The organism is Empedobacter sp. GD03861 (assembly GCF_029840885.1).
GTDB lineage: Bacteria > Bacteroidota > Bacteroidia > Flavobacteriales > Weeksellaceae > Empedobacter > Empedobacter falsenii_B.
This window is the reverse complement of the sequence record NZ_JAOCDJ010000029.1, coordinates 1-22,871: the sequence shown is the minus strand read 5'-3', so window position 1 is coordinate 22,871 and position 22,871 is coordinate 1. Positions and strand designations below refer to the sequence as shown.

Here is a 22,871-nt window from a genome sequence, read left to right as displayed (position 1 = left end):
GATTAATGAGCCCCGGCAACCAACACGTAACCAAAAAACTCTCTGAATGATGGGGGATTATCGACTGTTCCACGTTCGGAAATTAGTCGAATATTAATGTTATTATTTTTTGCTTTGACTTTAAATTCATCTAAATATTCAATAATATCATAATCTAAAATTCGTGTTTTACGAACATCTAATTCAAGATTAGAACCAGGTTTCAAACCATCTAATTCTTTTACAATTGCACCGCGGTTTACAAACGTTACCTCCTCAGCAAAATTCATATGGAAAACATTTCCTTCTTTCACCAACATTACGTGCGAGTTGTTGTACGATTTGATTAACGAAACCACTACACCAACAATAAGACCAATGATGATACCTTTTAATAAATCTGTTGCCAAAATTGCAATAACTGTTACTGCGAACGGAATTAACTGATCTTTTCCTAATTTTTTCATATCTAAGAATTGTTTGGGATTACCTAATTTGTATCCAATAACCAATAGGATAGAGGCTAAAACCGCATTTGGAATTAAATTTAAAAACATTGGAATAGAGATTACACTCACTAATAATAAAACACCGTGCGTAATTGTAGAAAGTTTTGTAAGTCCGCCACTCATTGCATTTGCAGATGAACGTACAATAACTTGCGTAACAGGTAAACCTCCAATTAAACCAGCTAAAGAGTTTCCGACACCTTGTGCAATCAATTCTCGATTTGTAGGTGTTTGACGCTTTAAAGGATCTAATTTATCAGTTGCTTCTACAGATAATAAAGTTTCTAATGATGCTACAATTGCGATGGTAAATGCAACTTGCCAAACCATAGGATTTGTTAATCCAGAGGCGAAATCGGGCATAGTAAATTGTCCTAAGAAATCTGAAACACTTTCAGGAACAGGAACTTTTACTAATAAATTGTGGTCGATAGAAAATACTTCGTGATTGGTATCACCAATTGTAACTTGGTACAAAATACCCACTAATACAGCTACTAATGATCCTGGTAATAATTTGAAAAAGTTTGATTTTTTTCCTAAAATATTGTCCCAAACAATCAAGATAAATAAAGAGATTGCTGTAATAATAATGGCTCCTGGCGTGATAAAATCTAAACTAAAATTACTAAAACTAAACGTTTCTGTATAGCCTAACGCTAACGGAATTTGTTTCAAGAAAATTGAAATACCAATCGCACACAACATTCCTTTAATCACCGAAGATGGAAAGTAATAACCAATAACTCCGGCTTTTAGAATACCTAGTAATATTTGAAAAATTCCGGCGATAACAACTGCGACTAAAAATAGTTCGTAAGCGCCCAAATCTGTAATAGCAGTTAAAACAATAACGACCAAACCAGCAGCTGGACCAGAAACACCAATTTGAGATTTAGAAATAAGACCAACAACAATTCCTCCTACAATTCCCGCAATAATTCCGGCAAATAAAGGCGCACCACTGGCCAACGCAACACCTAAACATAAAGGCAATGCAACGAAAAAGACAACAATACTCGCAGGTATGTCCTTTTTCCAATTTTGAAAAAGATTCATAATAGTTTTAAAATGAATTGTTTAATAATTTGAAATGATAAAATAAATTTGCTGTCCATTCAATAGATTTGAATAGGATGATGCAAAAAATCAATTAAAAAATTAAACTAATTCTGGAGGTGGAGTTGTCACACCATTGTCTAAAGACGCATATGCATTAGAATGATGAAAATCCGAATGTGTAGTTTGTTTCACATTAAAAAATGTAAACAATTTTATTTCGTGGAAATAATGTATTTTTTCTGTGATTTCGCTCGAAGAATTTTTCTGATTATTTTCTTCTTCAGTTGAAGTTTGAGAAAACAAAGCTTTTTGATCATTGTCAGAAGAATCTTTTTTGTCTTGTTGCTCCATTCTCATCTGATAATCTACATAACCCGCCAACCCTTGCATGTTCGTACTGAACACCAAAAGAAGCGTGAAAAAAATTCCAATGCTATGTTTTATCAGGTAGTCTTTCATTATGTCACAAAAATATATTTTAATTTTTAATTACAAAATAGAGAACATCATTTTTAATAAATATTTATCATTTTATTTTATGACGCTTAACAATGTTTATTGATTTTAAATATTGTCTAGATATAAAATTGATATCATAAATCATTTTTACTCAATTTTTTTAAGAATAAATTTGCAAAAAGTTAAATTTTGAGAAAGTATATAAGTGTAATGTTTTTAGTTGCTTTGGTTGCAACTACTTTCGGGCAAGGAAAAAATAATAAAGGTAAATTTTATGTTTATTGGGGTTGGAATCACGCGCAGTATACAAAATCAGATATTCAGTTCAAAGGAGATGGATACGATTTTACATTAGATAATGTAGCAGCTCATGACCGTCAAACTTCTTTTGGAATCAAGTATTTCAATCCAAGTTCTATGACGATTCCGCAATATAACTTCCGTTTAGGTTACTTTGTTTCGGATAATTGGAATATCTCTTTTGGGATTGATCACATGAAATATGTGATGGATCAAGACCAAGTTGTAAAAATGAATGGTCACATCAATACAGGTTCAGATTACGATGGAACATATAATAATGTTGATCAAAAATTAACAGAAGATTTCTTAACATTTGAACATACAGATGGTTTGAACTATGCTAATTTAGAGGTTCGTCGTTTTGATAATATTCAACATTTTCCAATTACAAAAAACGGAAAAGGAATCGATGTTAACGTAACAGCTGGTTTGGGAGCAGGGATTTTATATCCACGTTCTAACGTAAAATTGATGGGTAACGAACGTTATGATGAGTTTCACTTAGCAGGTTTTGCTACAGCTGCAATGGTTGGGATCAACTTTACTTTTTGGGATTATTTCTTTGTACAAGCCGAATTAAAAGGTGGATATGCTAACTTAAGTGATATTCGTACAACTGCAAACAAAGCTGATAAAGCAAAACAAGATATTGTATTCTCTCAACAGAATTTAGTTTTTGGAGCAATTATTCCAGTTTTTACTCATAAAAATAAGTTAAACTTTTAATTAAGTGGTTTAATATAAAATATATAGCCTAATTTTAAGAATCGATTAGACGATTTGAAAAAAATTATTAGCGGAGACATCATTTAAGTACAATTTGTACTGGATGATGTCTTTTTTTATCTATAAATTTAACCTTTCTCGATAAAGAATTGTTACTTTTACAATTATTTAGATTTGAAATTAACATGAATAGATTTTCTGTATTAGTCGCAAGTATCTTGATATCGACAACAGCAATGGGACAAAAAGTAATGACGCCAGAACTTCTTTGGCAAGTAAAAAAAGTAGCTCCAGTTGGAGTAACAAAAGATCAAAAAAATCTGATTTATAAAGTAACTTCTACTAACGTAAAAACACAAGAAGACACATCGAAAACATATATGATTTCGTTGGCAGGAGGAAAAGCTTCGGAAATCGAAGATTATAAAACGCTTTTGGCTGATGAATCGTTGAATAAATCTCAACAATATAAAGCAGAAACTGATAAAGTTAAATTACAAAAGGTTTTTGGTTCTGATTATTATCCAGAAATGGACAAATCGAATGTGCAGATTTATAATGAATTAAATTACAGACATTGGGATACTTGGAATGATGGAAATTACGATCATTTATTTGTATCAGAAAATAAAGAAGGTTCGACTAAAATTGATGTTTTAAAAGACGAACCATATTCTGTATCAGAATTTGTTTGGACGCCAGATGGAACAAAAGTTTTGTATGTTTCTAAGAAGAAATTTGGAACGGATTACGCATTAAGCACAAATACAGATATTTATCAATACGATTTAGCAACGAAAACGACGAAAAATATCACAGAAGGAAAAATGGGTTATGACAATACACCAAGTTTTTCTTCTCAAGGAGATTTTGCATTTTTGAGCATGGAGCGCGATGGTTACGAGGCAGATAAAAATGACTTAATCGTTCGTCGTGGTGATATCGAAATGAATATTACAAAACATTGGGACGGAACCGTACAAGGTTATAAATGGAGCAATGATGGTAACAAAATTTATTTCAATGCGCCAGTAGGAGGAACAATTCAATTATTTGAGGTTGATGTAAACTTCAAAATGAGAAAAATGCCTTTTATCAAACAAATTACAAAAGGTGATTTTGACATTGCAGACATCAAAGAAATTGTTGGTAATAAAGCAATTGTTACAAAAACAGATATCAATCACGCTGCAGAAATTTATGTAGTTGATTTGAAATCTGGAGCATTAACTCAATTAACAAACGAAAACAAAGATATCTTCGATAATATTGCGTTGAGTGATGTAAAAGCACGTAAAATTAAAACAACAGACGGAAAAGAAATGTTTGCATGGGTAATTTATCCGCCAAATTTCGATCCGAATAAAAAATACCCAACTTTATTGTATTGTCAAGGTGGACCACAATCTGCTTTAACTCAATTTTATTCTCCTCGTTGGAATTTCCAATTAATGGCAGCACAAGGGTATATTGTAATTGCGCCAAACCGTCGTGGAATGCCAGGTCATGGAGTAGAGTGGAATGAGCAAATTTCTAAAGATTGGGGAGGACAAGTAATGCAAGATTATTTGGCTGCGATTGATGATATCTCGAAGGAATCTTATGTAGATAAAGATCGTCTTGGTGCTGTTGGTGCATCTTACGGAGGATATTCTGTTTATTATTTAGCAGGTATTCACGAAGGTCGTTTCAAATCTTTTATTGCACATAATGGTGTTTTCGATTTGAAATCGATGTACGGAACTACAGAAGAAATTTTCTTTACAAACTGGGACGCTGGTGGCGCTTGGTGGGAAACAAATAACAAAGCTGCGCAAAAAACGTACTCTAAATTTGATCCAAGTAGTACAGAATTAGTAAATAAATGGAATACGCCAATGTTAATTTATGTTGGAGGTCATGATTATCGTGTGCCAATGGGACAAGGGCAAGAGGCTTATCAAATTTTACAATTGAAAGGAATCAAATCTCGTTTTATTTATTTCCCTGAAGAAAATCACTGGGTATTAAAACCACAAAATTCTGTGATTTGGCATACAGAATTTTTCAAATGGTTAAAAGAAACATTGTAATTCATTTGATTTATAAATCATAACTATAATTTAAAAGTGCAATTTCTATAGAAATTGCACTTTTTTTATTTCTTTGAAAATCAATGACAATATCTAATAAACGAACCAATTATTTTTTTAAATTTTGTAGAGTAGAATAATCGTTGTAAATTCAAAAACATAAGTCAAAACCCAATTTATGAGTAAGGATAATAACAAAATATATTTTTCGAATAGCCCATTTACAAACGGACACAAAGTAATAGATTTTGTTTGGAGTGCTCGCCTTGATGAAAATTTTGACCTTTGGATGGATCTTCATTTAGAGTCAGATAATTATGACGAAGAAGAAGAATATAAAGATGATTTGGATGAAATAGATGACATTTCTCAAGAGAATGCCGAAAAGCAACTTTGGATTAATTATGATCACGCAATCATCTCGAGTACATATTGGAACAATAAAGGAATAAAGATCAAAAATGATGTGCAATTAGATTTTAATCAACTCAATAAAAAAACATTCGAAATTGATTCACTTCCAGTGAATTTGGACGAACCTGAAAACCTTGCTTTTGGTATTTCGATGTTAGGAAATGACACAGTTGCTCAGCACGAAATTACGTTTTTAGATACAGAAGAATTTGGTGTTTTTGACATTAAATGGAAAGGAAAAATTGCCAATACATATTTAGGAGAAACCGATTTTGATTACGATTTTTATGTCTATATGAAGAACATAAAATTTAACGGAATTAAAGTTCATCCATCGTTAGAAAAAGAAAAAGTTACAGCATTTTTTGAGAAAAGTTTAACTCATTTTAATGATTTCGAATTAGTAGATACCGATGAATTAGAGTTAGAAAACTATATTCTGAAAATTAAAAGACAAGAAGATTAAAAAATAAATTTACCTTAGATTCATAATTACACTCCTAAACCATTTATATGATCAACCAAATCATCAAAAATTGTGAAGACGAAGAAATTCAGTTTCTCAACGAAATTCAACCTTTTGGATATTTGATAGGAATTCATAAAAATTCGCATCAAATTGAATTTTTTTCTCAAAATATTGATGAATTATTTAAAATTTCTACTGAAAAGATATTAAGCCAACATATTAATCAACTTCATGATTTTGAGCTTGATTTTGATGAGGTTTTGAATTTAGAACAAGGTGAATTTTACCGAACTAATACAAAAGTTAATTCAAAAACCTACCATTTAACAGTTTATCATTTTGATGAATTGATTTATTTGGAGTTAGAAGAATTAATTATTTTAGAAAACAGATTAGCTTATTATAATTTTTCTGAACAAATCCTGTACTCTAAGTCTATAAGCTCAACTTGGGATAGGTTGATTTCATCTATCAAGAGTTTGATTCATTACGAGAGAGTAATGTTGTATAAATTTTTGGAAGATGGTAGTGGCGTTGTTATAGCGGAAGAAAGTGATAAGGGATTAGATTCTTATATGGGGTTGCGTTTTCCAGAATTTGATATTCCTAAACAAGCACGTCAACTGTATTTAAAGAAAAAAAGCCGTTTGGTTGCAGATGTTGATAGTAAAAGAATCATTTTAATTAGTAATGAGAATTATCAAAAAATAAACTTGATGTACTCTTCTGTTAGAGCACTTTCTCCGATACATCTACAGTATTTACGCAATGCTAATTGTGAAGCAAGTTTCTCTATTTCTATTGTAATTAACGAAAAATTGTGGGGAATTGTAGCATGTCAGAATTCCAAGCCAAAATTTATTCCAAATCAAGTTCGTTTGCAAACTGAATTATTGACGCGTCAAGCAAGGTTGACTTATGTGAATTTTAAATCAACTGAACGATTAAAGTTCCAAAATCATTTTAACGAAACAGCGATTAAACTGAAAGAAAATCTTTTAACGGAAGAAAATCTTCAGCAATCAATGAACAATAATCTAAAAGAGGTTCTTAACCTTACAAAGGCAGATGGGATTGCGTTGGTTAATTTTGACGATGTTTTTGTAGAAGGCGAAACGCCAGATAAAGAAGAAATTTTGAGAATAAAAGAATGGGCATTTAAAAGAAACTCAGCACGTTTATTTACCTCGAATACTTTTTATCTAGATTATGGACAAGAGATTAGGCTTAGTCCAAGTTCGGCTGGTGTAATGTTTTGTTTTCTAAATCAAACTTACGAACATTTTATTATTTGGTTCAAAAAAGAACAAGTTCAAACCTTAGATTGGGCTGGAGAACCAAGTAAAATTAAAAATGTAGATGTTATAAATGGCGATGAAATACATAGTTTTTCTCCTCGAACTTCTTTCAAAATTTGGCAAGAGAATATTAAGAATAAATCGTTTATTTGGTTAGATAAGGAGAAATATGTTGCCAAAGAAGTAATAAAGTTAATTATAGAAACACTTCATTTACAATCATTCAAAATTCATAGTTTATATGAGCAATTAAAGGAAATAAATGACGAATTAGACTCGTTTACCTATACAGTTTCTCACGATTTACGTACACCTTTATCGGTGATGAAATTGAATTGTCAGATGCTTCAAAGAAGTTTGATAGATGATGAAATTAAAAATGATCGATTAAAAAGTGTTATTGAAGAAATTGATCGAATGACACAAATGATGCAGGATCTTTTGGCGTTGAGTAAAGCTAAAAAATCAGAAATTGTATTGTCTACAATCGAAACAAAACCAATCATAGAAAAGATTATACACGATGTTTTATTGTATTATAAAACTAATGATACACAAGTTGTTGTAGAAGAAATACATAATGTTTTGGGGGATAAAACGATGTTTTATGAGGTTTTTCTGAATATTATTGGTAATGCAATAAAATATTCTTCCCAAGCACAACATCCAATCATAAAAATATGGTCAGAATTGAATGAAGAGGAGGTTATTTTTAAAGTAAAAGATAACGGAATCGGAATAAAACAGGAAGATTACAACAAGATGTTTAAGCTATTTAGCAGAATGTCTAACACAGGAAATATCTCTGGAAATGGTGTAGGGCTTTCTATTGCGCACAGAATGATGGATAGAATGAATGGTGGTATATCTTTTGAAAGTAAAGTGGGAGAAGAAACAACTTTTATATTAACATTTAAAAAAATCTAACAAATGCTATCTGATTATTTAAAAGAAAAAACAGCGGTTTATCACAAAGAAATTGAAGATAAATTAGAATCGAATAAATTGTTTAACAGCACATTTACAGATAAAAATTATTATAAAATGTTGCAGGTTAATCATATTTTTCTAAAATCGTATGAAGATTCTATTAAAGAATTTTTGAATGAAAAAGACTTAGAAAATTTAGCCTTAACAAAACTCAATAAATTGTCTTTGATTCAACAAGATATTAACGAGTTGGGCTTAGAAGAATTGAATGTGCCAAAACAATTTGAATTACAAAATAGAGCCGAAGCAATTGGAGCTTTGTATGTGATAGAAGGTTCCATGCTTGGCGGAAATGTTATTGCAAAAACACTGAAAAAGTATCCATTTTTAGAGAATAAAAGTTTCAATTATTTTGGACATTATGGTGAAAACCTTGGTCAAATCTGGAAAACTTTTATTGGTTATATCAATCAAGAATTTACAACAGAAGAAGAGCAACAACAAGTTTTTGAAGGTGCTAAAAAAGCCTACGAAGATTTGATAAGTTTTGCTTAGAAAAAATATTTTTTTATGAAGTAATTAAAATTATTGATTAGAATAATTATATTCAAGTGTAAATTATCCTAATTAAGATAAGCTATTTTATCAGATTATTAACTGTTAATCCAATCATCAAATGATCAGTATGAGATGCTTTAAGACTTTGTAACATGTAACCAGCTTCTAAACTAAAAGTAGGCGAAATAACGTAACCAAAGCTTAAACCAAGTCGATTTCTATCAAATGTTTTATCTTTTACAGCTTGCAAAAAAATCTCGTCATACGCTTTCAAATACCACGTATTTTCGATCAATTTTACATTATTTAGTGGAACAGTTGCAGTTAATTGATAACGAAATCTAAATTGTGTATCATTTTCTAAAAAGCGTTCTTCAACACGAAATCGATGCGCGAAATTAAAACGTTGTAAAGCATGTTTTGTATTGAATTGTTGATACAAACGATGTTCGTGACTATGAGCATAATCATCTATAGCAGTAGGATTTCTGTTTTGAATGTAGGCGTAACCAGCTAAAATTGTATTATTATTTTCGGTTAAATTGTATCCTATTCCTCCTCGAATCAAAAGTTGATTCAATTGATCTAAATCTTCGTACGAACGATATTGTATATCCGACTGAAAATTAAAATCTTTATTGATTTTTTGATTGATATTTAAGGCATTCCAAGTCCTGAAATTACTTTCTTGCGCTTGTACCCCGAAGCTGGCTAAAACAATAAAACTGGCTAATATTTTTTTCATTCATTCAATTTTAACGAAAATATAAAAAGCTTTGAAAATGATTCGTGTCATTTATCATTTTCTCAATGATTAAGTTTATTTTTTTGCGCTTTTATTTAAACAATTATCTTGAAATTGGAGAGTGAAAAATTCACCAAAGTTGTATATTTAAGTTATAATTTCTGTGATTATGGAAGAATTTTTAGCAAAATCGATTCAAAATGAATTGATTTTAATTTGTATATCGATTATAATTGGCGTTTTGATCGGTACGGAAAGAGAATATCGCAACAAATCTGCCGGATTAAGAACATTCATTTTAGTTAGTTTTGGATCTTGTTTGTTCACAATTCTTTCGATCCGAATTGGAGTAGAAAATCCAGATCGATTGGCTGCAAATATCATCACGGGAATTGGATTTCTAGGAGCCGGAGTAATTTTTAAGGACGATAATAAAGTTGCAGGAATTACGACCGCAACTACTATTTGGGCGACTGCATCGTTGGGAATGTGTATTGGCGCGGGTTATGTCTATTTAGGTTTATTGGGAAGTGTTATCGTTTTGATTATTTTGGTTGGATTAACTTATCTTCAAAATTATATTGATGATTACCATAAAATTAAAAATTATACAATTCTGACAAAGTCGAAAGAGGAATATGAATATTGCCAAACATTATTTAAAAAATTTGATTTAAGATTTTCGGTTGCTAAGCAACATGCTACAGATGGAAATGTTTCTACAACTTGGTTGGTTAGAGGTAAAAGTAAACAACATAAAATGTTAATGAAACAATTATTAGATGATAAAATTATAAAAACCTATCAATTTTAATTAGAATGAAAAACCTAACAGATGACAAAAATATTTGGTTAGATGAACCAGAAGAGCACGATTTTCCCGCTGCGCAAGATTATTTGGAATTAATTTTTAAACCTGAAATAGCTGTTTCGCTTGTAAATAAATTATCGGAAGCCGAAACAATTATCAAGAAATCCAAAGACATTTTCAGAGCGAGTAAATTGAGTTTACTTCCTTTGGAGAATAGGCATGTTCAAGAGAATTTCAAAAAAATAAAAGCAAATAAGAGGCTTTCTCCAATTTTGTTGGTGCGATCTGCAAACGAATTAATCATTGCAGATGGTTATCATCGCTTGTGTTGTAGTTATTATTTGACGGAAGATTTGGACGTTCCTTGTCGATTGATTTATGTCGAATAAAAAAAGTGAAATCAAACCTTGATTTCACTTTTTTATTATCTAAATTCTATCCGTGTATTGCTTCTTTATTTCCGTAAGATTGAATCAAATTTCCTTCAAAATCCAACCATTCTTTCCAACGTTTGTCCACATCAACATCAGTGGAAAGTTTTCGAGCAAAATTTAAGAAAGTAGTATAATGATTTGCTTCCGAAACCATCAAATCATAGTAAAATTTTGCTAATTCTTCGTCATTAATATTTTGTGATAATGTTCTGAAACGTTCACAACTTCTAGCTTCAATCATCGCTGCGAATAATAAACGATCCACAAAAGCCATATTACGAGAACCATCTTTTTTACAAAATTTCATCAACTGACCAACGTAATCATCTTTACGCTCGCGACCTAATTTGTATCCACGACGCTCGATAATTTCTACAACCATTTTGAAATGTTGCATTTCTTCGATGGCAATATCTGACATTTCTTGAATAAATTCGTCATGTTCAGAATTATACGCAATCATTGTAATCGCATTTGTTGCCGCTTTTTGCTCACACCACGCATGGTCTGTTAAAATTTCTTCTAAATTTCTTTCCGCAATATCAGCCCAACGTGGGTCTGTCAAAAGTTTTAATCCAAGCATTTTTCGAAAAATATTAAGTCCAAATTTACGAAATTATATTGTTTAAAGATTGAATGTGAAAAATCGTTTTCTAAATGGTTTTCTTTTCAATCATTTCTAACATCACATCCGAAGCATGTTTAAAAGTTGGAGCTTGCTCTGTTAAACTTGCAGCATTCTTTTTATTGACTTTAAAAATTAAATCTTTCTCAATTGTAAATAATAAAGCGTTTGTAAATGGATTTTTGATGTAAGAACTCAAAATTAAAAAAGTCTGTTCAACACTATGAAATTGCTCAACTTCTTCGGTTTTATAACGAAATGTGAAGGCAAAATTGTACTCATTATTTTCTAAAAGATGTAAACGAACAAAAATATTTTTAAGATCAGTATCTCCAATAGTTTTGGCCATTGTCAATTTTGCAAAAGTTCCTTCTTTGATACTTGATTTTACTTGCTCGAAAAATTCTTCAAAAACAGTTTGATAAGACATTTTATATAATTTTAGCTGCAAATTTACATTAAAATAAGCCAAATTGTGTGTATAATATTTAATCTTCCAATTAAGAAACAGAAAGTGTAATTTTGTGGGATGAAAAAACTTTTAATCATTGGTCAAGTTTGGCCAGAACCAACTTCTTCTGCGGCAGGAACTCGAATGATTCAGTTAATCGATTGTTTCAAAAAAACTGAATTTGAGATAACTTTTGCGTGTGCTGCTTCAAAATCTGATTATAGTTTTGATTTGATTTCGAAAGGAATAAAAGAAGTTGAAATTCAGTTAAATGATGATAGTTTTGATGATTTTGTAAGAGAATTAAATCCTGAAATTGTTCTTTTTGATCGTTTTATGATTGAAGAACAATATGGTTGGCGCGTTTCGAAAGAATGTCCAAATGCATTGAAAATTTTGGACACAGAAGATTTACATTTTCTACGAAATGCGCGACAAGAAGCAGCTAAAAAAGGAATAGAATTTACAGAAGATTTATTGTTTTCTGATTTAGCAAAACGAGAAATAGCTTCTATTTTACGCTGTGATTTATCGTTGATGATTTCAAAAAAGGAAATGGATATTCTTCAAAATCAATTTAAAATTGATGAAAAAATCTTGTATTATTTACCTTTTTTAGAAAATGAAATTACAAATGAAAAAATCAATTCTTGGAAAAGTTTTGAAGAAAGAGAATATTTTATGTTTATCGGAAATTTTATTCACGAACCTAATTTTAATTGTGTTCAGACCTTAAAAAAAGAAATTTGGCCAATTTTGAGAAAGAAACTTCCGAAAGCTGAATTACATATTTATGGTGCTTATGCAACGCAAAAAGTTTTGCAATTAAATAATCCTTCCGAACGATTTTTGATCAAAAGTAGAGCAGAAAATGCGCAAGAAACGATGTCAAATTACAAAGTTTTGTTGGCGCCGATTAATTTTGGCGCTGGTGTAAAAGGAAAGTTTGTGGATGCAATGCAAACCGGAACGCCTTCGGTTACGACTACGATTGGAGCAGAAGCAATGAAAGATAATTTTGATTGGAATGGTTTTGTAGAAGATGATTTTGAAGCGTTTGTGGAGAAAGCTATTTTGCTTTACAATAATGAGAAAGAGTGGGAAATTGCTCAACAAAATGGAGTCAAAATTCTGAATGAAAATTACAATAAAACTAAATTTGAAGTTGATTTTTTAGAGAAAATTAAATCGATTGAAGCAAATTTAATCCAACATCGAAATCAAAATTTTATTGGTCAAATTTTGCAACATCATCATCATCAAAGTACAAAATATATGTCACTTTGGATTGAACAAAAAAACAAAAACCTTCCGAAATAGGAAGGTTTTTTTATGATTATTCTACTTTGAAGCTATTTGCAATTTTGACAAAATCGCTTTTCATTATTTCTTGATTTTCGAAACTGCAATATTGTAAAATCTGATAGACAAATTCTTTCGTTTCGATTACAGTTTGTAGGAAATAAATATGACCAGATTCGGGATCATTTGTTTCAAATTCGGTATAGGCATAATTGAATCCCTGTTCGTAGGCAACATAAGGTTTTTTGATGTAATTAAACCCTTTTTGTGTTTTATATGGCTCGATAGAATTTAGCGTATAATCAATCATATCTAAATTAGAATCTGCTAATTTTAATTCATCTTTGTGTTCAAAAATCACAAAACCATACGAATTTGGCTTTGGAGCAAGACTTTCAAATTGTATAGTTGCATAATCATTTAACCCAACTGTACGCTGAAAATCTTTTGGAATAGTTAACGCAAACGATTCAGCTCCATGTATTTTCTGTTGAGCAAAAGCGGTAATACATGTAAAAAGAGTGGCGATGAATAACAATTTTTTCATTGGATGAATTTAGATGACGAATATAAAAAAAGCCTTGTTTATCACAAGGCTATAACGTTATTTTTTAAAATAAATTGTTTATTTCGTTGAACAAGAATTATTTCCTGATTGACAAGGCGAAGTTCCTTCTACAATTTTTACACCTTCAACTTCTTTTATTTTACCAAAACCTCCAGCAACGTCAATCAAATTTTCGTAACCACGAGCGCGTAAAATTGAAGTGAAAATCATCGAACGATATCCTCCTGCACAATGTACTAAATAGGTTTCCTCTGGATCGATTAATTTCATTGATTCGTTGATGAAATCTAATGGAGCTGTAATTGCACCTTCTACGTGAGAAGTTTCATATTCACCTGGCTTACGAACGTCCAAAATTTTTAATTCAGTTTCATCAACTAACTCTACAAACTCTTCTGGAGAAACCGAAACAATTTCATCGAAATCTTTTTCAGCTTCAGCCCAAGCTTGGAAACCATTGTTCAAAAATCCGATTACATTGTCATATCCGACACGAGCCAAACGTGTTACCGCTTCCTCTTCTTCACCAATTTCTGCAATTAACAAAATTGGTTGTTTGATATCTGTGATTAATGTACCAACCCAAGGTGCAAAATTTCCTCTAATTCCAATATTGATGGAGTTTGGAATAAATCCAGCTGCAAAAGTTTGAGGATCGCGAACATCTAAAATTAACGCATTTGTATCTTCCGCAACTTGCATAAATTCGTCTGGAAATAAAGCTTTATTCGCACGTTCTTTCACTACATCCAAAGATTCAACACCCAATTTGTTCATCATTACATTTTCTGGAAAATAGAATGGAGGAGGTAATAATCCTGAAGTTAATTCTACGATAAACTCTTCTTTTGTCATGTTAGGATTCAACGCATAATTTACTTCTTTTTGATTTCCTAATGTATCAAAAGTTTCTTTACTCATGTTTTTTCCACAAGCAGAACCCGCTCCGTGAGCAGGATATACAATTATATCATTAGCTAAAGGCATAATTTTTGTTCGTAACGAATCAAATAAATAACCTGCTAATTTTTCTTGTGTTAAATCTGTATTTAATTTTTGTGCTAAATCTGGACGACCAACATCACCAATAAATAAAGTGTCCCCAGTAAAAAGAGCGTAATCTTTACCGTTTTCATCTTTCAATAAATACGTTGTACTTTCCATTGTATGTCCAGGTGTATGCAAAGCTGTAATGGTGATATTTCCTAAAGAAAAAACTTCGCCATCTGTTGCGATATGTGCATCAAAATTTGGCTCTGCAGTTGGACCATAAATAATTGTAGCACCAGTTTTTTGAGCTAAATCTAGATGTCCAGAAACGAAATCTGCATGAAAATGCGTCTCGAAAATGTATTTGATTTTAGCATTGTCTTTTGTCGCTTGATCGATATAAGATTGTGTTTCTCTTAACGGATCAATAATTGCAACTTCACCATTGCTTTCTATATAATAAGCACCTTGCGCAAGACATCCGGTGTAAATTTGTTCAATTTTCATAAGAATGATTTAGTGTGTAAAAATACAAATATTTAAATTTAGAATTTTCCTCTGATGGATGAATTCTGATACTTTTCTTCTATTTAAACTCAAATAAGATTGATAGTTAGCCTAAAATTTATGAATGAAATCATAGGTTATTTGGCAATCTTTTTTAGATTAATAAATAATTCAGTTTTTGCTCTTGGCGGAATAGAATTGTAACAATTTTCCATGACTTTGAAATCAAAATAATCGTTGAAATACGTCTGATATTCAGTTTTATCACCTCCAAAAGGCGGCGTGTCATTTCCGAATTCTCTGTTGAATAATACACCAACTAATTTTCCGTTTTCGGCTAATAGTTCGTTCATTTTGATACTATAACTTTGACGTAATTTTGGATCTAATGCACAGAAAAAAGTTTGTTCTAAAATCAAATCAAATTCACCATCTAACTCAAAAAAGTCTTGATGAAGAACTTTGATATTGGGAATATGTTTAAATTTTTCTTTGATTTTTTCGACTACAATTTCCGAAATGTCAATCAATGTAATATTTGTAAAACCTTGTTCCAAAAGGTATTCTGCTTCGTAAGCATTTCCACAACCAGGAATCAAAATACGGATATTTTTATCTTCTAATTGATCGATATACTCTTTTAGTGGAGTAGAAGGAGCTTTTAAATCCCAACCAGTTTGATTTGTGATGTATTTATCGTTCCAAAAATTTTCGTTCAGTTCCATACTTTAAATTATTGAATTATAAATTCTTCGATGAACATAAAAATTGCCATTAAAATAATGAAGATTGCAAATGTTCGTTTTAGAAATTGTACTGGTAAAAATTTGTTGATGTAGGTTCCGACAAGAATTCCAACCATAGAAATTCCAATGAAAACACTCAAAAAACTCCAATCAATTTTGATGTGTAAAGCATCACCAATAAAAAATCCGATAAGTGAATTGATGGCAATAATTACCAATGAAGTTGCCGAAGCTCTTTTCATATCTAATTTTGCAACCATCATCAATGCTGGAACAATCAAAAAACCACCACCAGCACCAACCATTCCTGTTAATCCTCCGATTAAAAATCCTTGAATAAATAAAACAGGATTTAACTTATTATTTTTCTGATCAACTTCTACATCTTTCTTACCTTTTAACATAGAAATAGCGGCGAAAACCATCAGAATAGCGAATAAACCAAACATTGCCATTCGGCGTGTGACGATAAAATCGCCTATAGCAAATAAATTAGTTGGTAAGGCAGGAATTAAAAATGCGCGAACCAATGTAATTCCAACAACAGCTGGTAAACCAAATTGAAAAACAACTTTCCAATCAACCATTTTTTGCGAAGCTTGCTTTATTCCTCCAATCAATCCTGTCGATCCAACAATGCATAATGAATAAGCAGTAGCAATTTTTTCGTCGAAATGAAAAATATACGCTAAAATAGGAACGGCTAAAATAGATCCACCACCACCAAGAACTCCCATAATTAGTCCGATGAAGAAGGCGCCTACAAAACCAAAAAACTCTATAAAATCCATTTTTTTTCTCTCGATTTTTACAAATCTATAGCAAATACAATAACAATTACTATAGATATATTATGAAATATTGTTGTAAATTAATACAAATGCCTACTAAATCAATAGACGTGTATTATTTTACTTTTTTTTAATTATTATGCAAATTTGGTGTAACATTTTCAAAAAAACTGCTACTAATGTTACATAAGCATAATAGATAAAAAACTTAAAAATTACTAAATGAAAAAAATTTTTATGTCTATCTTATTTGCAGGATCAGCGTTATTTGGTCAGCAAATAAAATTTGATGAGTATACTCTACCAAACGGATTGCATGTTATCCTTCATCAAGATAATTCTGCTCCAGTTATTACAACAGGTGTTATGTATCACGTAGGTTCGAAAGATGAGCAAGTTGGTAAAACAGGTTTTGCACACTTTTTTGAGCATTTATTATTTGAAGGTACACAGAACATCAAAAGAGGAGAATGGTTCAAAATTGTATCTTCTCATGGAGGTTCTAACAATGCGAATACAACAACGGACAGAACATATTATTACGAAACTTTTCCATCAAATAATTTAGAATTAGGATTATGGATGGAATCTGATCGTTTGCGTCAACCAATCATCAACCAAATTGGTGTTGATACACAAAAAGAAGTTGTAAAAGAAGAAAAACGTTCTCGTTTAGACAATCAGCCTTATGGTAAATTTTCGTACGGAGAAGCAGTTAATCCTCACCTTTTCAAAAAACATCCTTATCGTTGGAGTGTAATTGGTTCTTTTGAGGATTTAAGTAATGCGAAATTAGACGATTTCAAACACTTTAGTCAAACTTTTTATGTGCCAAACAATGCTGTATTAGTTGTTGCGGGTGATTTTAATAAAGACGAAGCAAAGAAATTAATTGAGAAATATTTTGGTGTAATTCCAAGAGGAAAAGATGTTGTGAAAACTGTTGTGAAGGAAGATCCAATTACATCAGAAATTCGTGCAACAGAATATGATGCAAATATTCAGATTCCTTTATTGGCGATTAATTATCGTACGCCAGACAACAAATCAAAAGATGCTTATGCATTAGAAATGTTATCAAGTTATTTAACAGGTGGAAAATCATCAGTTTTATATAAAAAATATGTTGACGAGAAAAAAGAAGCATTACAAATTTTTGCTTTCAATCGTCAAATGGAAGATTACGGGATTTATTCAATCGGAATTTTACCTCAAGGAGAAGTTTCTTTGGATAAATTAGAAGGAGATTTACAACAAGATATAGAAAAAGTTCAAACAAATTTGATTTCTGAAGAAGATTACCAAAAAATCTTAAATGGAATTGAAAATAGTTTTGTGGCTTCAAAATCGGGTGTTCAAAACATTGCACATGCTTTAGCAGATGCTTATATGTTGGGCGGAGATACAAATAAAATCAACGAAGAATTGAAAATTTATCAATCTGTAACAAGAGAAGATATTCGCAATGTTGCTAAAAAGTATCTAAACAAAAACCAACGTGTAATTATTCATTATTTACCAGAATCTAAAAAAGCTGCAAAATAAAAAACAACCGAATTATGAAAACAAAAATATTATCTCTTGCAATCGCTTTTATGGCAGTTAGCTTAAATGCGCAAGTGGCGATTCCAATGCCAAAACCAGGACCAGCACCGACGGTTAATTTAGGAAAATCGAACGAATTCAAATTAAAAAATGGTTTAACAGTTATAGTTGTTGAAAATCATAAATTACCACGAGTTTCTGCGACATTAACTATCGATAATCCACCATTTGCATTAGGTGCAAAAAAAGGAGCAGAGTCGTTGTTAAGCGAAATGTTGGGAACAGGAACAAAAACAAAATCGAAAGACGATTTCAATAAACGTATTGAGTTTTTAGGAGCTCGCGTTAATTTTTGGGAAGAAGGAGCTTCTGCAAGTTCTTTGACTAAATATTTCAACGAAATTTTTGGTTATATGGCAGATGGGGCTATGAATCCAAACTTTACTGAAAGTGAATTTACTGATGTTAAAAAACGTTACATCGAAGGTTTAAAAGCTGATGAAAAATCTGTAGAAGCAGCAGCATCTCGCGTTTCGAATATATTAGTTTATGGAAAAAATAATCCTTTCTCAGAATTTGATACACCAGCCCAAATTGAGAAAATTACATTGCAAGATGTGAAGGATTACTACAATACCTACTACAAACCAAACAATGCTTATTTGATTGTTGTTGGAGATATCTCGACAAAAGATGTAAAAGCATTGGCGGAGAAAAACTTTAATTCTTGGCAAGCAGGAAAATTAAATATTCCAGCATTTCCAAAAGTAGAAGAGGTTACAAAAACGGAATTAAACGCGATTAATATGCCTAATGCAGTGCAATCTGTGGTTTCGGTTTCGTATCCAGTTCAGTTAACGAAGAAAGATCCAGATTATTATGCAGCGTTAATTGCGTCGTCTATTTTAGGGGGAGATTTCAATTCGAAATTGAATATGAATCTTCGTGAAGCGCATGGTTGGACATATGGTGCACGTGGTGGAGTTTCTGATTCTCGTTACATTGGACGTTTCAGTACAAATGCAACTGTTCGTAACGAAGTGACGGATTCTGCAATCGTTGAGACGATGAAAGAAATCAAAGGAATGACGGTAAATAAAATCGACCAAAAAATGTTGGACGATGTAAAAGCGAAATTCTTAGGAAACTTTATTTTGACTTTAGAAAGTCCTTCTACGGTTGCTAACCAAGCTTTAACGAAAAAGACAAATCAATTATCAGATAGTTTTTATGCAGATTATATCAAAAATATAAATGCAGTAACAATTGATGATGTTTTACGTGTTTCGAAAAAATATTTCCGTCCAGATCAAGCAAAAATCAATGTAACAGGGAAATTAGAGCAAATTGCTCCAGCTTTAGAAAAGTTAGGTTATCCAGTTAATTACTACGATTCTTTCGGAAATAAAACTGATAAACCAACATCTGGTGCAAAAACTACAACAGTTACTGTCGCTCAAATCACAGATAATTATTTCAAAGCTATTGGTGGCGCGGATAAAGTGAAAGCTGTAAAATCGATTGCTCAAAAAGGAAAAATAGAGACAATGGGAATGAGTGGAGACTATGTCATAAAAAATGCAACACCTAATAAAACTGCAACTGAATTCACGATTATGGGAATGACTATTAAACAAGTTTTTGATGGTCAAAAAGGTTATATGTCTCAAGCAGGTCAAAAAATGGATTTACCAGCAGATATGACAGCTCCTTTGTTTAAGACAAATTCATTATTTACGCCTTTGTCAGAAGGGTATAAAACGGCTAAAGTAGAAGGAATCGTTTCTGAAAACGGAGTTGAATATTACAAAGTTGTTGCTGCAGATATTTCTCGTACAGATTTTTATGATGTAAAAACTGGTTTGTTAATGAAATCTGAGCAAAAAATGAAATCTCCACAAGGTGATATGATTGCAACGACAATTAACAAAGGATATAAAACGTTTGATGGAATATTAATGCCTTCTGAAATGATAACAGAAACTGGTCCACAAACGATCAAAATTATTATCGATGCAACAGAAATTAATAAAAACGTTTCTGACGCAGATTTTAAATAACAATTCTTTTAAATATTTTTCAAATTAAAAGGCAATTCGTATTTTTCGGATTGTCTTTTTTTATGTGACTATTATGAATAAATACTTTTTTCTAATTATAATCTTGATTTCAAGTTTGTGTTTTGCACAGTTACCAAAAGGTAATACTTTTATTTATGAGTTAAGTTCTGATGTAGAATTTAAATCGTCAAAATCTTTTGATTTGATAAAATCAACTTCGAATCCTGTTGAATATATTTATACGTATAACGGAGAGCAAGCTTTGTTTGTTCCGATTGAAAAGTTGAATAATTCCCAAACTTTAGAAATTGATATGGTACAAATTTTTGTAAGAGCAAATGGTATGTTTTATTATGATTATAAAAATCAATTTATATCGAATAAAAAAAATCTAATGAATAAAGAATATCTTGTGACTTCAAAGTTTGATGATTTATACTGGATTGATTTGAACGAAACAGAAGAAATAAACGGAGTTCTTACCAAGAAATATAATACAAAACGTAAAGATAAAGGATTAAAAGAGGATAAAATTATTACTACAACTATTTGGGTTGACGAAACATATTCTGATAATATTGCGCCTTTTGGATTGATGGGTTTGAAAGGAATTATTGTTAAAGCAAACTTTAATGGAGGAAACAATTTAATTTTAAAACGAATTGAAACAAATCCTTTAAAAGAAATAAAACCACTTAACGCAAAAAATGAGGTAACTAAAGAAGAATTTCAAGAAATTATAGACCAACGTATGCTTGAATATCGTAGAAAAAGAGCAGAAAAACTTGAGATTAATAACTGAAAATTATTTTTAAAAATGAATAAATCTTATTTTTGAGAAAATTTTAATCAAAAAACAAAATATATAATGGCAACAATCAATTGGCAAACGGTAAAGGAGTACGAAGATATCACGTTCAAGAAATGTGATGGTGTAATGCGTATTGCGTTTAATCGTCCTGAAGTTCGTAATGCATTTCGTCCGAAAACTGTTTTCGAATTATTAGATGCTTTTCAATTAGCAGAAGAAGACCGTGAAGTTGGTGTAATTTTATTGACAGGAGAAGGACCATCTGCAAAAGACGGTGGTTGGGCTTTCTGTTCTGGAGGAGATCAACGTGTTCGTGGCGCAAAAGGTTATGAAGGACAAGATGGTGTTGGACGTTTAAATATTTTAGAAGTTCAGCGTTTGATTCGTTTTTCGACTAAAGTTGTTGTAGCTGTGGTAAACGGTTGGGCAGTAGGTGGAGGACATTCTTTGCACGTGGTTTGTGATATGACATTGGCTTCTAAAGAGCACGCAATTTTCAAACAAACTGATGCTGATGTAGCTTCATTTGATGGTGGTTACGGTTCGGCTTATTTGGCTAAACAAGTTGGTCAAAAACGTGCGCGCGAAATCTTTTTCTTAGGATTGAATTACTCTGCACAAGAGGCTTACGATATGGGAATGGTTAATTTAGTTGTTCCACATGATGAGTTAGAACAAGTTGCTTTTGATTGGGCACAAGAGATTTTAACAAAATCGCCAACGGCAATTAAAATGTTGAAATATGCATTCAATTTAGTGGACGATGGTTTAGTTGGACAACAAATTTTTGCAGGAGAAACAACACGTTTTGCATACGGAACAGAAGAAGCTGTAGAAGGTCGTAATGCATTCTTAGAAAAACGTCCAAGAGATTTTTCTAAATTTAGATAAGAAAATTTTCAAAATATAAACGAAAAGCGATGTTCAACATCGCTTTTTTTATTTCTATAAAATCAATTACTTTTACTCAAAACCTAATTAATTTGTGATAATAGATTTTCCTGTATCCATTGAAATTTTTGGACATTCAGTCTTAATTCATCCTATTCTCGAATCGGTCGGAATTTTTATTGCGATGCGTTATTATGCATTTCTACGAAAACGAAACAAATCAAGTTTATCGATAACACAATCGTTTAGTATAATTATAGGCGCTTTAATTGGTGCACTTTTGGGATCTAAAATAATTGGAACATTAGAAAATCCGCAAGCTCTTTTGGATGCAAAAAATCCTTTTCTCTTTTTCTGGACAAGTAACACAATCATAGGTGGTTTAACCTTTGGTTTAATTGGTGTAGAACTCACAAAAAAGATAATTAGATACAAAGAAAGTACAGGAGATTTGATTACTTTTCCTTTGATTTTAGCGATGATAATTGGACGAATTGGTTGCTTTTTAACAGGCATTTATGAACAAACATATGGAATAGAAACAACATCTATTTTCGGAATGGATTTAGGCGATGGATTGTTACGTCATCCGGTTGCTTTGTACGAAATTGTTTACCTTATTTTGCTTTGGATAGTTTTAAAAATCGTTCAGAAAAAATATATTTATCCTTCTGGATATTTGTTTCAAATCTTTATGCTGGCTTATTTTGTGTTTCGTTTCTGTTTAGATTTTATCAAACCAATACATCCCATTTTTTTAGGATTAAGTTCTATTCAAATTACTTGTGTTGGTGTTATTTTTTATTATATCTTTA

At 31.3% G+C, this 22,871-nt stretch carries 22 protein-coding genes; 13 read left to right on the top strand and 9 right to left on the bottom strand.

Going from position 1 to position 22,871, the window contains the following annotated elements:
* Window positions 1-2: 2 nt before the first annotated feature.
* Complete coding sequence (locus N5D03_RS11605; RefSeq protein WP_038333625.1) at window positions 3-1,547, bottom strand: SulP family inorganic anion transporter; 1,545 nt, start codon at window positions 1,545-1,547, stop codon at window positions 3-5.
* 102 nt (window positions 1,548-1,649) lie between these two features.
* Entirely contained in the window at window positions 1,650-1,940 is a 291-nt protein-coding gene (locus N5D03_RS11600) for a hypothetical protein (RefSeq protein ID WP_280049760.1), read from the bottom strand.
* Between the two features lie 258 nt (window positions 1,941-2,198).
* On the opposite strand from N5D03_RS11600, the gene N5D03_RS11595 reads away from it, so the two are divergent.
* From N5D03_RS11595 to N5D03_RS11575, 5 genes are all read left to right on the top strand, one after another.
* A complete protein-coding gene (locus N5D03_RS11595) occupies window positions 2,199-3,038 on the top strand; it encodes a hypothetical protein (protein ID WP_236688191.1) in 840 nt (279 codons plus the stop codon).
* A gap of 185 nt (window positions 3,039-3,223) precedes the next feature.
* A complete protein-coding gene (locus tag N5D03_RS11590) occupies window positions 3,224-5,110 on the top strand; it encodes a S9 family peptidase (protein WP_038333627.1) in 1,887 nt (628 codons plus the stop codon).
* A gap of 178 nt (window positions 5,111-5,288) precedes the next feature.
* Window positions 5,289-5,990, top strand: coding sequence for a hypothetical protein (locus N5D03_RS11585; protein ID WP_280051754.1), 702 nt, complete (start codon window positions 5,289-5,291; stop codon window positions 5,988-5,990).
* Window positions 5,991-6,037: 47 nt separating this feature from the next.
* Complete coding sequence (locus N5D03_RS11580; RefSeq protein ID WP_125350205.1) at window positions 6,038-8,218, top strand: ATP-binding protein; 2,181 nt, start codon at window positions 6,038-6,040, stop codon at window positions 8,216-8,218.
* A gap of 3 nt (window positions 8,219-8,221) precedes the next feature.
* Window positions 8,222-8,776, top strand: coding sequence for a biliverdin-producing heme oxygenase (locus N5D03_RS11575; RefSeq protein WP_219035002.1), 555 nt, complete (start codon window positions 8,222-8,224; stop codon window positions 8,774-8,776).
* Window positions 8,777-8,858: 82 nt separating this feature from the next.
* Here N5D03_RS11575 and N5D03_RS11570 read toward each other — a convergent pair whose 3' ends face one another.
* Window positions 8,859-9,524 (bottom strand): DUF2490 domain-containing protein, encoded by a 666-nt coding sequence (locus N5D03_RS11570; RefSeq protein ID WP_280051753.1) that lies wholly within the window; start codon window positions 9,522-9,524, stop codon window positions 8,859-8,861.
* A 169-nt stretch (window positions 9,525-9,693) separates the two neighbouring features.
* Between N5D03_RS11570 and N5D03_RS11565 the strand changes: the two genes are divergently transcribed.
* Window positions 9,694-10,338: an MgtC/SapB family protein gene (locus N5D03_RS11565; protein ID WP_280051752.1), complete on the top strand. Its 645-nt coding sequence runs from the start codon at window positions 9,694-9,696 to the stop codon at window positions 10,336-10,338.
* Window positions 10,339-10,343: 5 nt separating this feature from the next.
* Window positions 10,344-10,724, top strand: a complete 381-nt coding sequence (locus N5D03_RS11560; protein WP_280051751.1) for a hypothetical protein — start codon at window positions 10,344-10,346, stop codon at window positions 10,722-10,724.
* A gap of 46 nt (window positions 10,725-10,770) precedes the next feature.
* Here N5D03_RS11560 and N5D03_RS11555 read toward each other — a convergent pair whose 3' ends face one another.
* Together N5D03_RS11555 and N5D03_RS11550 are read right to left on the bottom strand one after the other, a co-directional pair.
* Window positions 10,771-11,352 (bottom strand): tRNA-(ms[2]io[6]A)-hydroxylase, encoded by a 582-nt coding sequence (locus tag N5D03_RS11555; RefSeq protein WP_115001228.1) that lies wholly within the window; start codon window positions 11,350-11,352, stop codon window positions 10,771-10,773.
* 70 nt (window positions 11,353-11,422) lie between these two features.
* Window positions 11,423-11,824, bottom strand: coding sequence for a hypothetical protein (locus tag N5D03_RS11550; protein ID WP_280051750.1), 402 nt, complete (start codon window positions 11,822-11,824; stop codon window positions 11,423-11,425).
* Window positions 11,825-11,923: 99 nt separating this feature from the next.
* On the opposite strand from N5D03_RS11550, the gene N5D03_RS11545 reads away from it, so the two are divergent.
* The gene (locus N5D03_RS11545; RefSeq protein WP_280051748.1) at window positions 11,924-13,165 is read left to right on the top strand and encodes a glycosyltransferase; all 1,242 of its coding nucleotides are present in this window, start codon (window positions 11,924-11,926) and stop codon (window positions 13,163-13,165) included.
* 16 nt (window positions 13,166-13,181) lie between these two features.
* On the opposite strand, the gene N5D03_RS11540 is transcribed toward N5D03_RS11545, so the two are convergent.
* The 4 genes from N5D03_RS11540 to N5D03_RS11525 form a co-directional block, all read right to left on the bottom strand.
* Window positions 13,182-13,694: a hypothetical protein gene (locus tag N5D03_RS11540; protein ID WP_280051746.1), complete on the bottom strand. Its 513-nt coding sequence runs from the start codon at window positions 13,692-13,694 to the stop codon at window positions 13,182-13,184.
* A 78-nt stretch (window positions 13,695-13,772) separates the two neighbouring features.
* Window positions 13,773-15,212, bottom strand: coding sequence for an MBL fold metallo-hydrolase (locus N5D03_RS11535; RefSeq protein WP_280051744.1), 1,440 nt, complete (start codon window positions 15,210-15,212; stop codon window positions 13,773-13,775).
* Between the two features lie 137 nt (window positions 15,213-15,349).
* The gene (locus N5D03_RS11530) at window positions 15,350-15,937 is read right to left on the bottom strand and encodes a methyltransferase domain-containing protein (RefSeq protein ID WP_280051742.1); all 588 of its coding nucleotides are present in this window, start codon (window positions 15,935-15,937) and stop codon (window positions 15,350-15,352) included.
* 8 nt (window positions 15,938-15,945) lie between these two features.
* On the bottom strand, window positions 15,946-16,749 hold the full coding sequence (locus N5D03_RS11525) for a sulfite exporter TauE/SafE family protein (protein WP_280051740.1): 804 nt from the start codon (window positions 16,747-16,749) through the stop codon (window positions 15,946-15,948).
* A gap of 222 nt (window positions 16,750-16,971) precedes the next feature.
* Between N5D03_RS11525 and N5D03_RS11520 the strand changes: the two genes are divergently transcribed.
* The 5 genes from N5D03_RS11520 to N5D03_RS11500 form a co-directional block, all read left to right on the top strand.
* Window positions 16,972-18,294, top strand: coding sequence for a pitrilysin family protein (locus N5D03_RS11520; RefSeq protein ID WP_280051738.1), 1,323 nt, complete (start codon window positions 16,972-16,974; stop codon window positions 18,292-18,294).
* A 14-nt stretch (window positions 18,295-18,308) separates the two neighbouring features.
* A complete protein-coding gene (locus tag N5D03_RS11515; RefSeq protein WP_280051737.1) occupies window positions 18,309-20,354 on the top strand; it encodes a pitrilysin family protein in 2,046 nt (681 codons plus the stop codon).
* Window positions 20,355-20,427: 73 nt separating this feature from the next.
* Window positions 20,428-21,156 carry a hypothetical protein gene (locus N5D03_RS11510; RefSeq protein WP_125350194.1) on the top strand — a complete coding sequence of 243 codons (729 nt, stop codon included), beginning with the start codon at window positions 20,428-20,430 and terminating at the stop codon, window positions 21,154-21,156.
* A gap of 66 nt (window positions 21,157-21,222) precedes the next feature.
* Complete coding sequence (locus tag N5D03_RS11505) at window positions 21,223-22,056, top strand: 1,4-dihydroxy-2-naphthoyl-CoA synthase (RefSeq protein ID WP_114999699.1); 834 nt, start codon at window positions 21,223-21,225, stop codon at window positions 22,054-22,056.
* A 94-nt stretch (window positions 22,057-22,150) separates the two neighbouring features.
* Window positions 22,151-22,871, top strand: a 721-nt coding sequence (locus N5D03_RS11500; RefSeq protein WP_347880919.1) for a prolipoprotein diacylglyceryl transferase family protein, incomplete at its 3' end; no start/stop codon positions are given.

Bases quoted from the DNA above. Each gene is read 5' to 3' on its own strand.
- N5D03_RS11565 (WP_280051752.1), top strand. From the start codon at position 9,694: ATGGAAGAATTTTTAGCAAAATCGATTCAAAATGAATTGATTTTAATT.
- N5D03_RS11510 (WP_125350194.1), top strand. From the start codon at position 20,428: ATGAATAAATACTTTTTTCTAATTATAATCTTGATTTCAAGTTTGTGT.
- N5D03_RS11535 (WP_280051744.1), bottom strand. From the start codon at position 15,212: ATGAAAATTGAACAAATTTACACCGGATGTCTTGCGCAAGGTGCTTAT.
- N5D03_RS11605 (WP_038333625.1), bottom strand. From the start codon at position 1,547: ATGAATCTTTTTCAAAATTGGAAAAAGGACATACCTGCGAGTATTGTT.
- N5D03_RS11560 (WP_280051751.1), top strand. From the start codon at position 10,344: ATGAAAAACCTAACAGATGACAAAAATATTTGGTTAGATGAACCAGAA.
- N5D03_RS11515 (WP_280051737.1), top strand. From the start codon at position 18,309: ATGAAAACAAAAATATTATCTCTTGCAATCGCTTTTATGGCAGTTAGC.
- N5D03_RS11600 (WP_280049760.1), bottom strand. From the start codon at position 1,940: ATGCAAGGGTTGGCGGGTTATGTAGATTATCAGATGAGAATGGAGCAA.
- N5D03_RS11550 (WP_280051750.1), bottom strand. From the start codon at position 11,824: ATGTCTTATCAAACTGTTTTTGAAGAATTTTTCGAGCAAGTAAAATCA.
- N5D03_RS11590 (WP_038333627.1), top strand. From the start codon at position 3,224: ATGAATAGATTTTCTGTATTAGTCGCAAGTATCTTGATATCGACAACA.
- N5D03_RS11585 (WP_280051754.1), top strand. From the start codon at position 5,289: ATGAGTAAGGATAATAACAAAATATATTTTTCGAATAGCCCATTTACA.
- N5D03_RS11570 (WP_280051753.1), bottom strand. From the start codon at position 9,524: ATGAAAAAAATATTAGCCAGTTTTATTGTTTTAGCCAGCTTCGGGGTA.
- N5D03_RS11520 (WP_280051738.1), top strand. From the start codon at position 16,972: ATGAAAAAAATTTTTATGTCTATCTTATTTGCAGGATCAGCGTTATTT.
- N5D03_RS11580 (WP_125350205.1), top strand. From the start codon at position 6,038: ATGATCAACCAAATCATCAAAAATTGTGAAGACGAAGAAATTCAGTTT.
- N5D03_RS11525 (WP_280051740.1), bottom strand. From the start codon at position 16,749: ATGGATTTTATAGAGTTTTTTGGTTTTGTAGGCGCCTTCTTCATCGGA.
- N5D03_RS11530 (WP_280051742.1), bottom strand. From the start codon at position 15,937: ATGGAACTGAACGAAAATTTTTGGAACGATAAATACATCACAAATCAA.
- N5D03_RS11540 (WP_280051746.1), bottom strand. From the start codon at position 13,694: ATGAAAAAATTGTTATTCATCGCCACTCTTTTTACATGTATTACCGCT.
- N5D03_RS11505 (WP_114999699.1), top strand. From the start codon at position 21,223: ATGGCAACAATCAATTGGCAAACGGTAAAGGAGTACGAAGATATCACG.
- N5D03_RS11575 (WP_219035002.1), top strand. From the start codon at position 8,222: ATGCTATCTGATTATTTAAAAGAAAAAACAGCGGTTTATCACAAAGAA.
- N5D03_RS11545 (WP_280051748.1), top strand. From the start codon at position 11,924: ATGAAAAAACTTTTAATCATTGGTCAAGTTTGGCCAGAACCAACTTCT.
- N5D03_RS11555 (WP_115001228.1), bottom strand. From the start codon at position 11,352: ATGCTTGGATTAAAACTTTTGACAGACCCACGTTGGGCTGATATTGCG.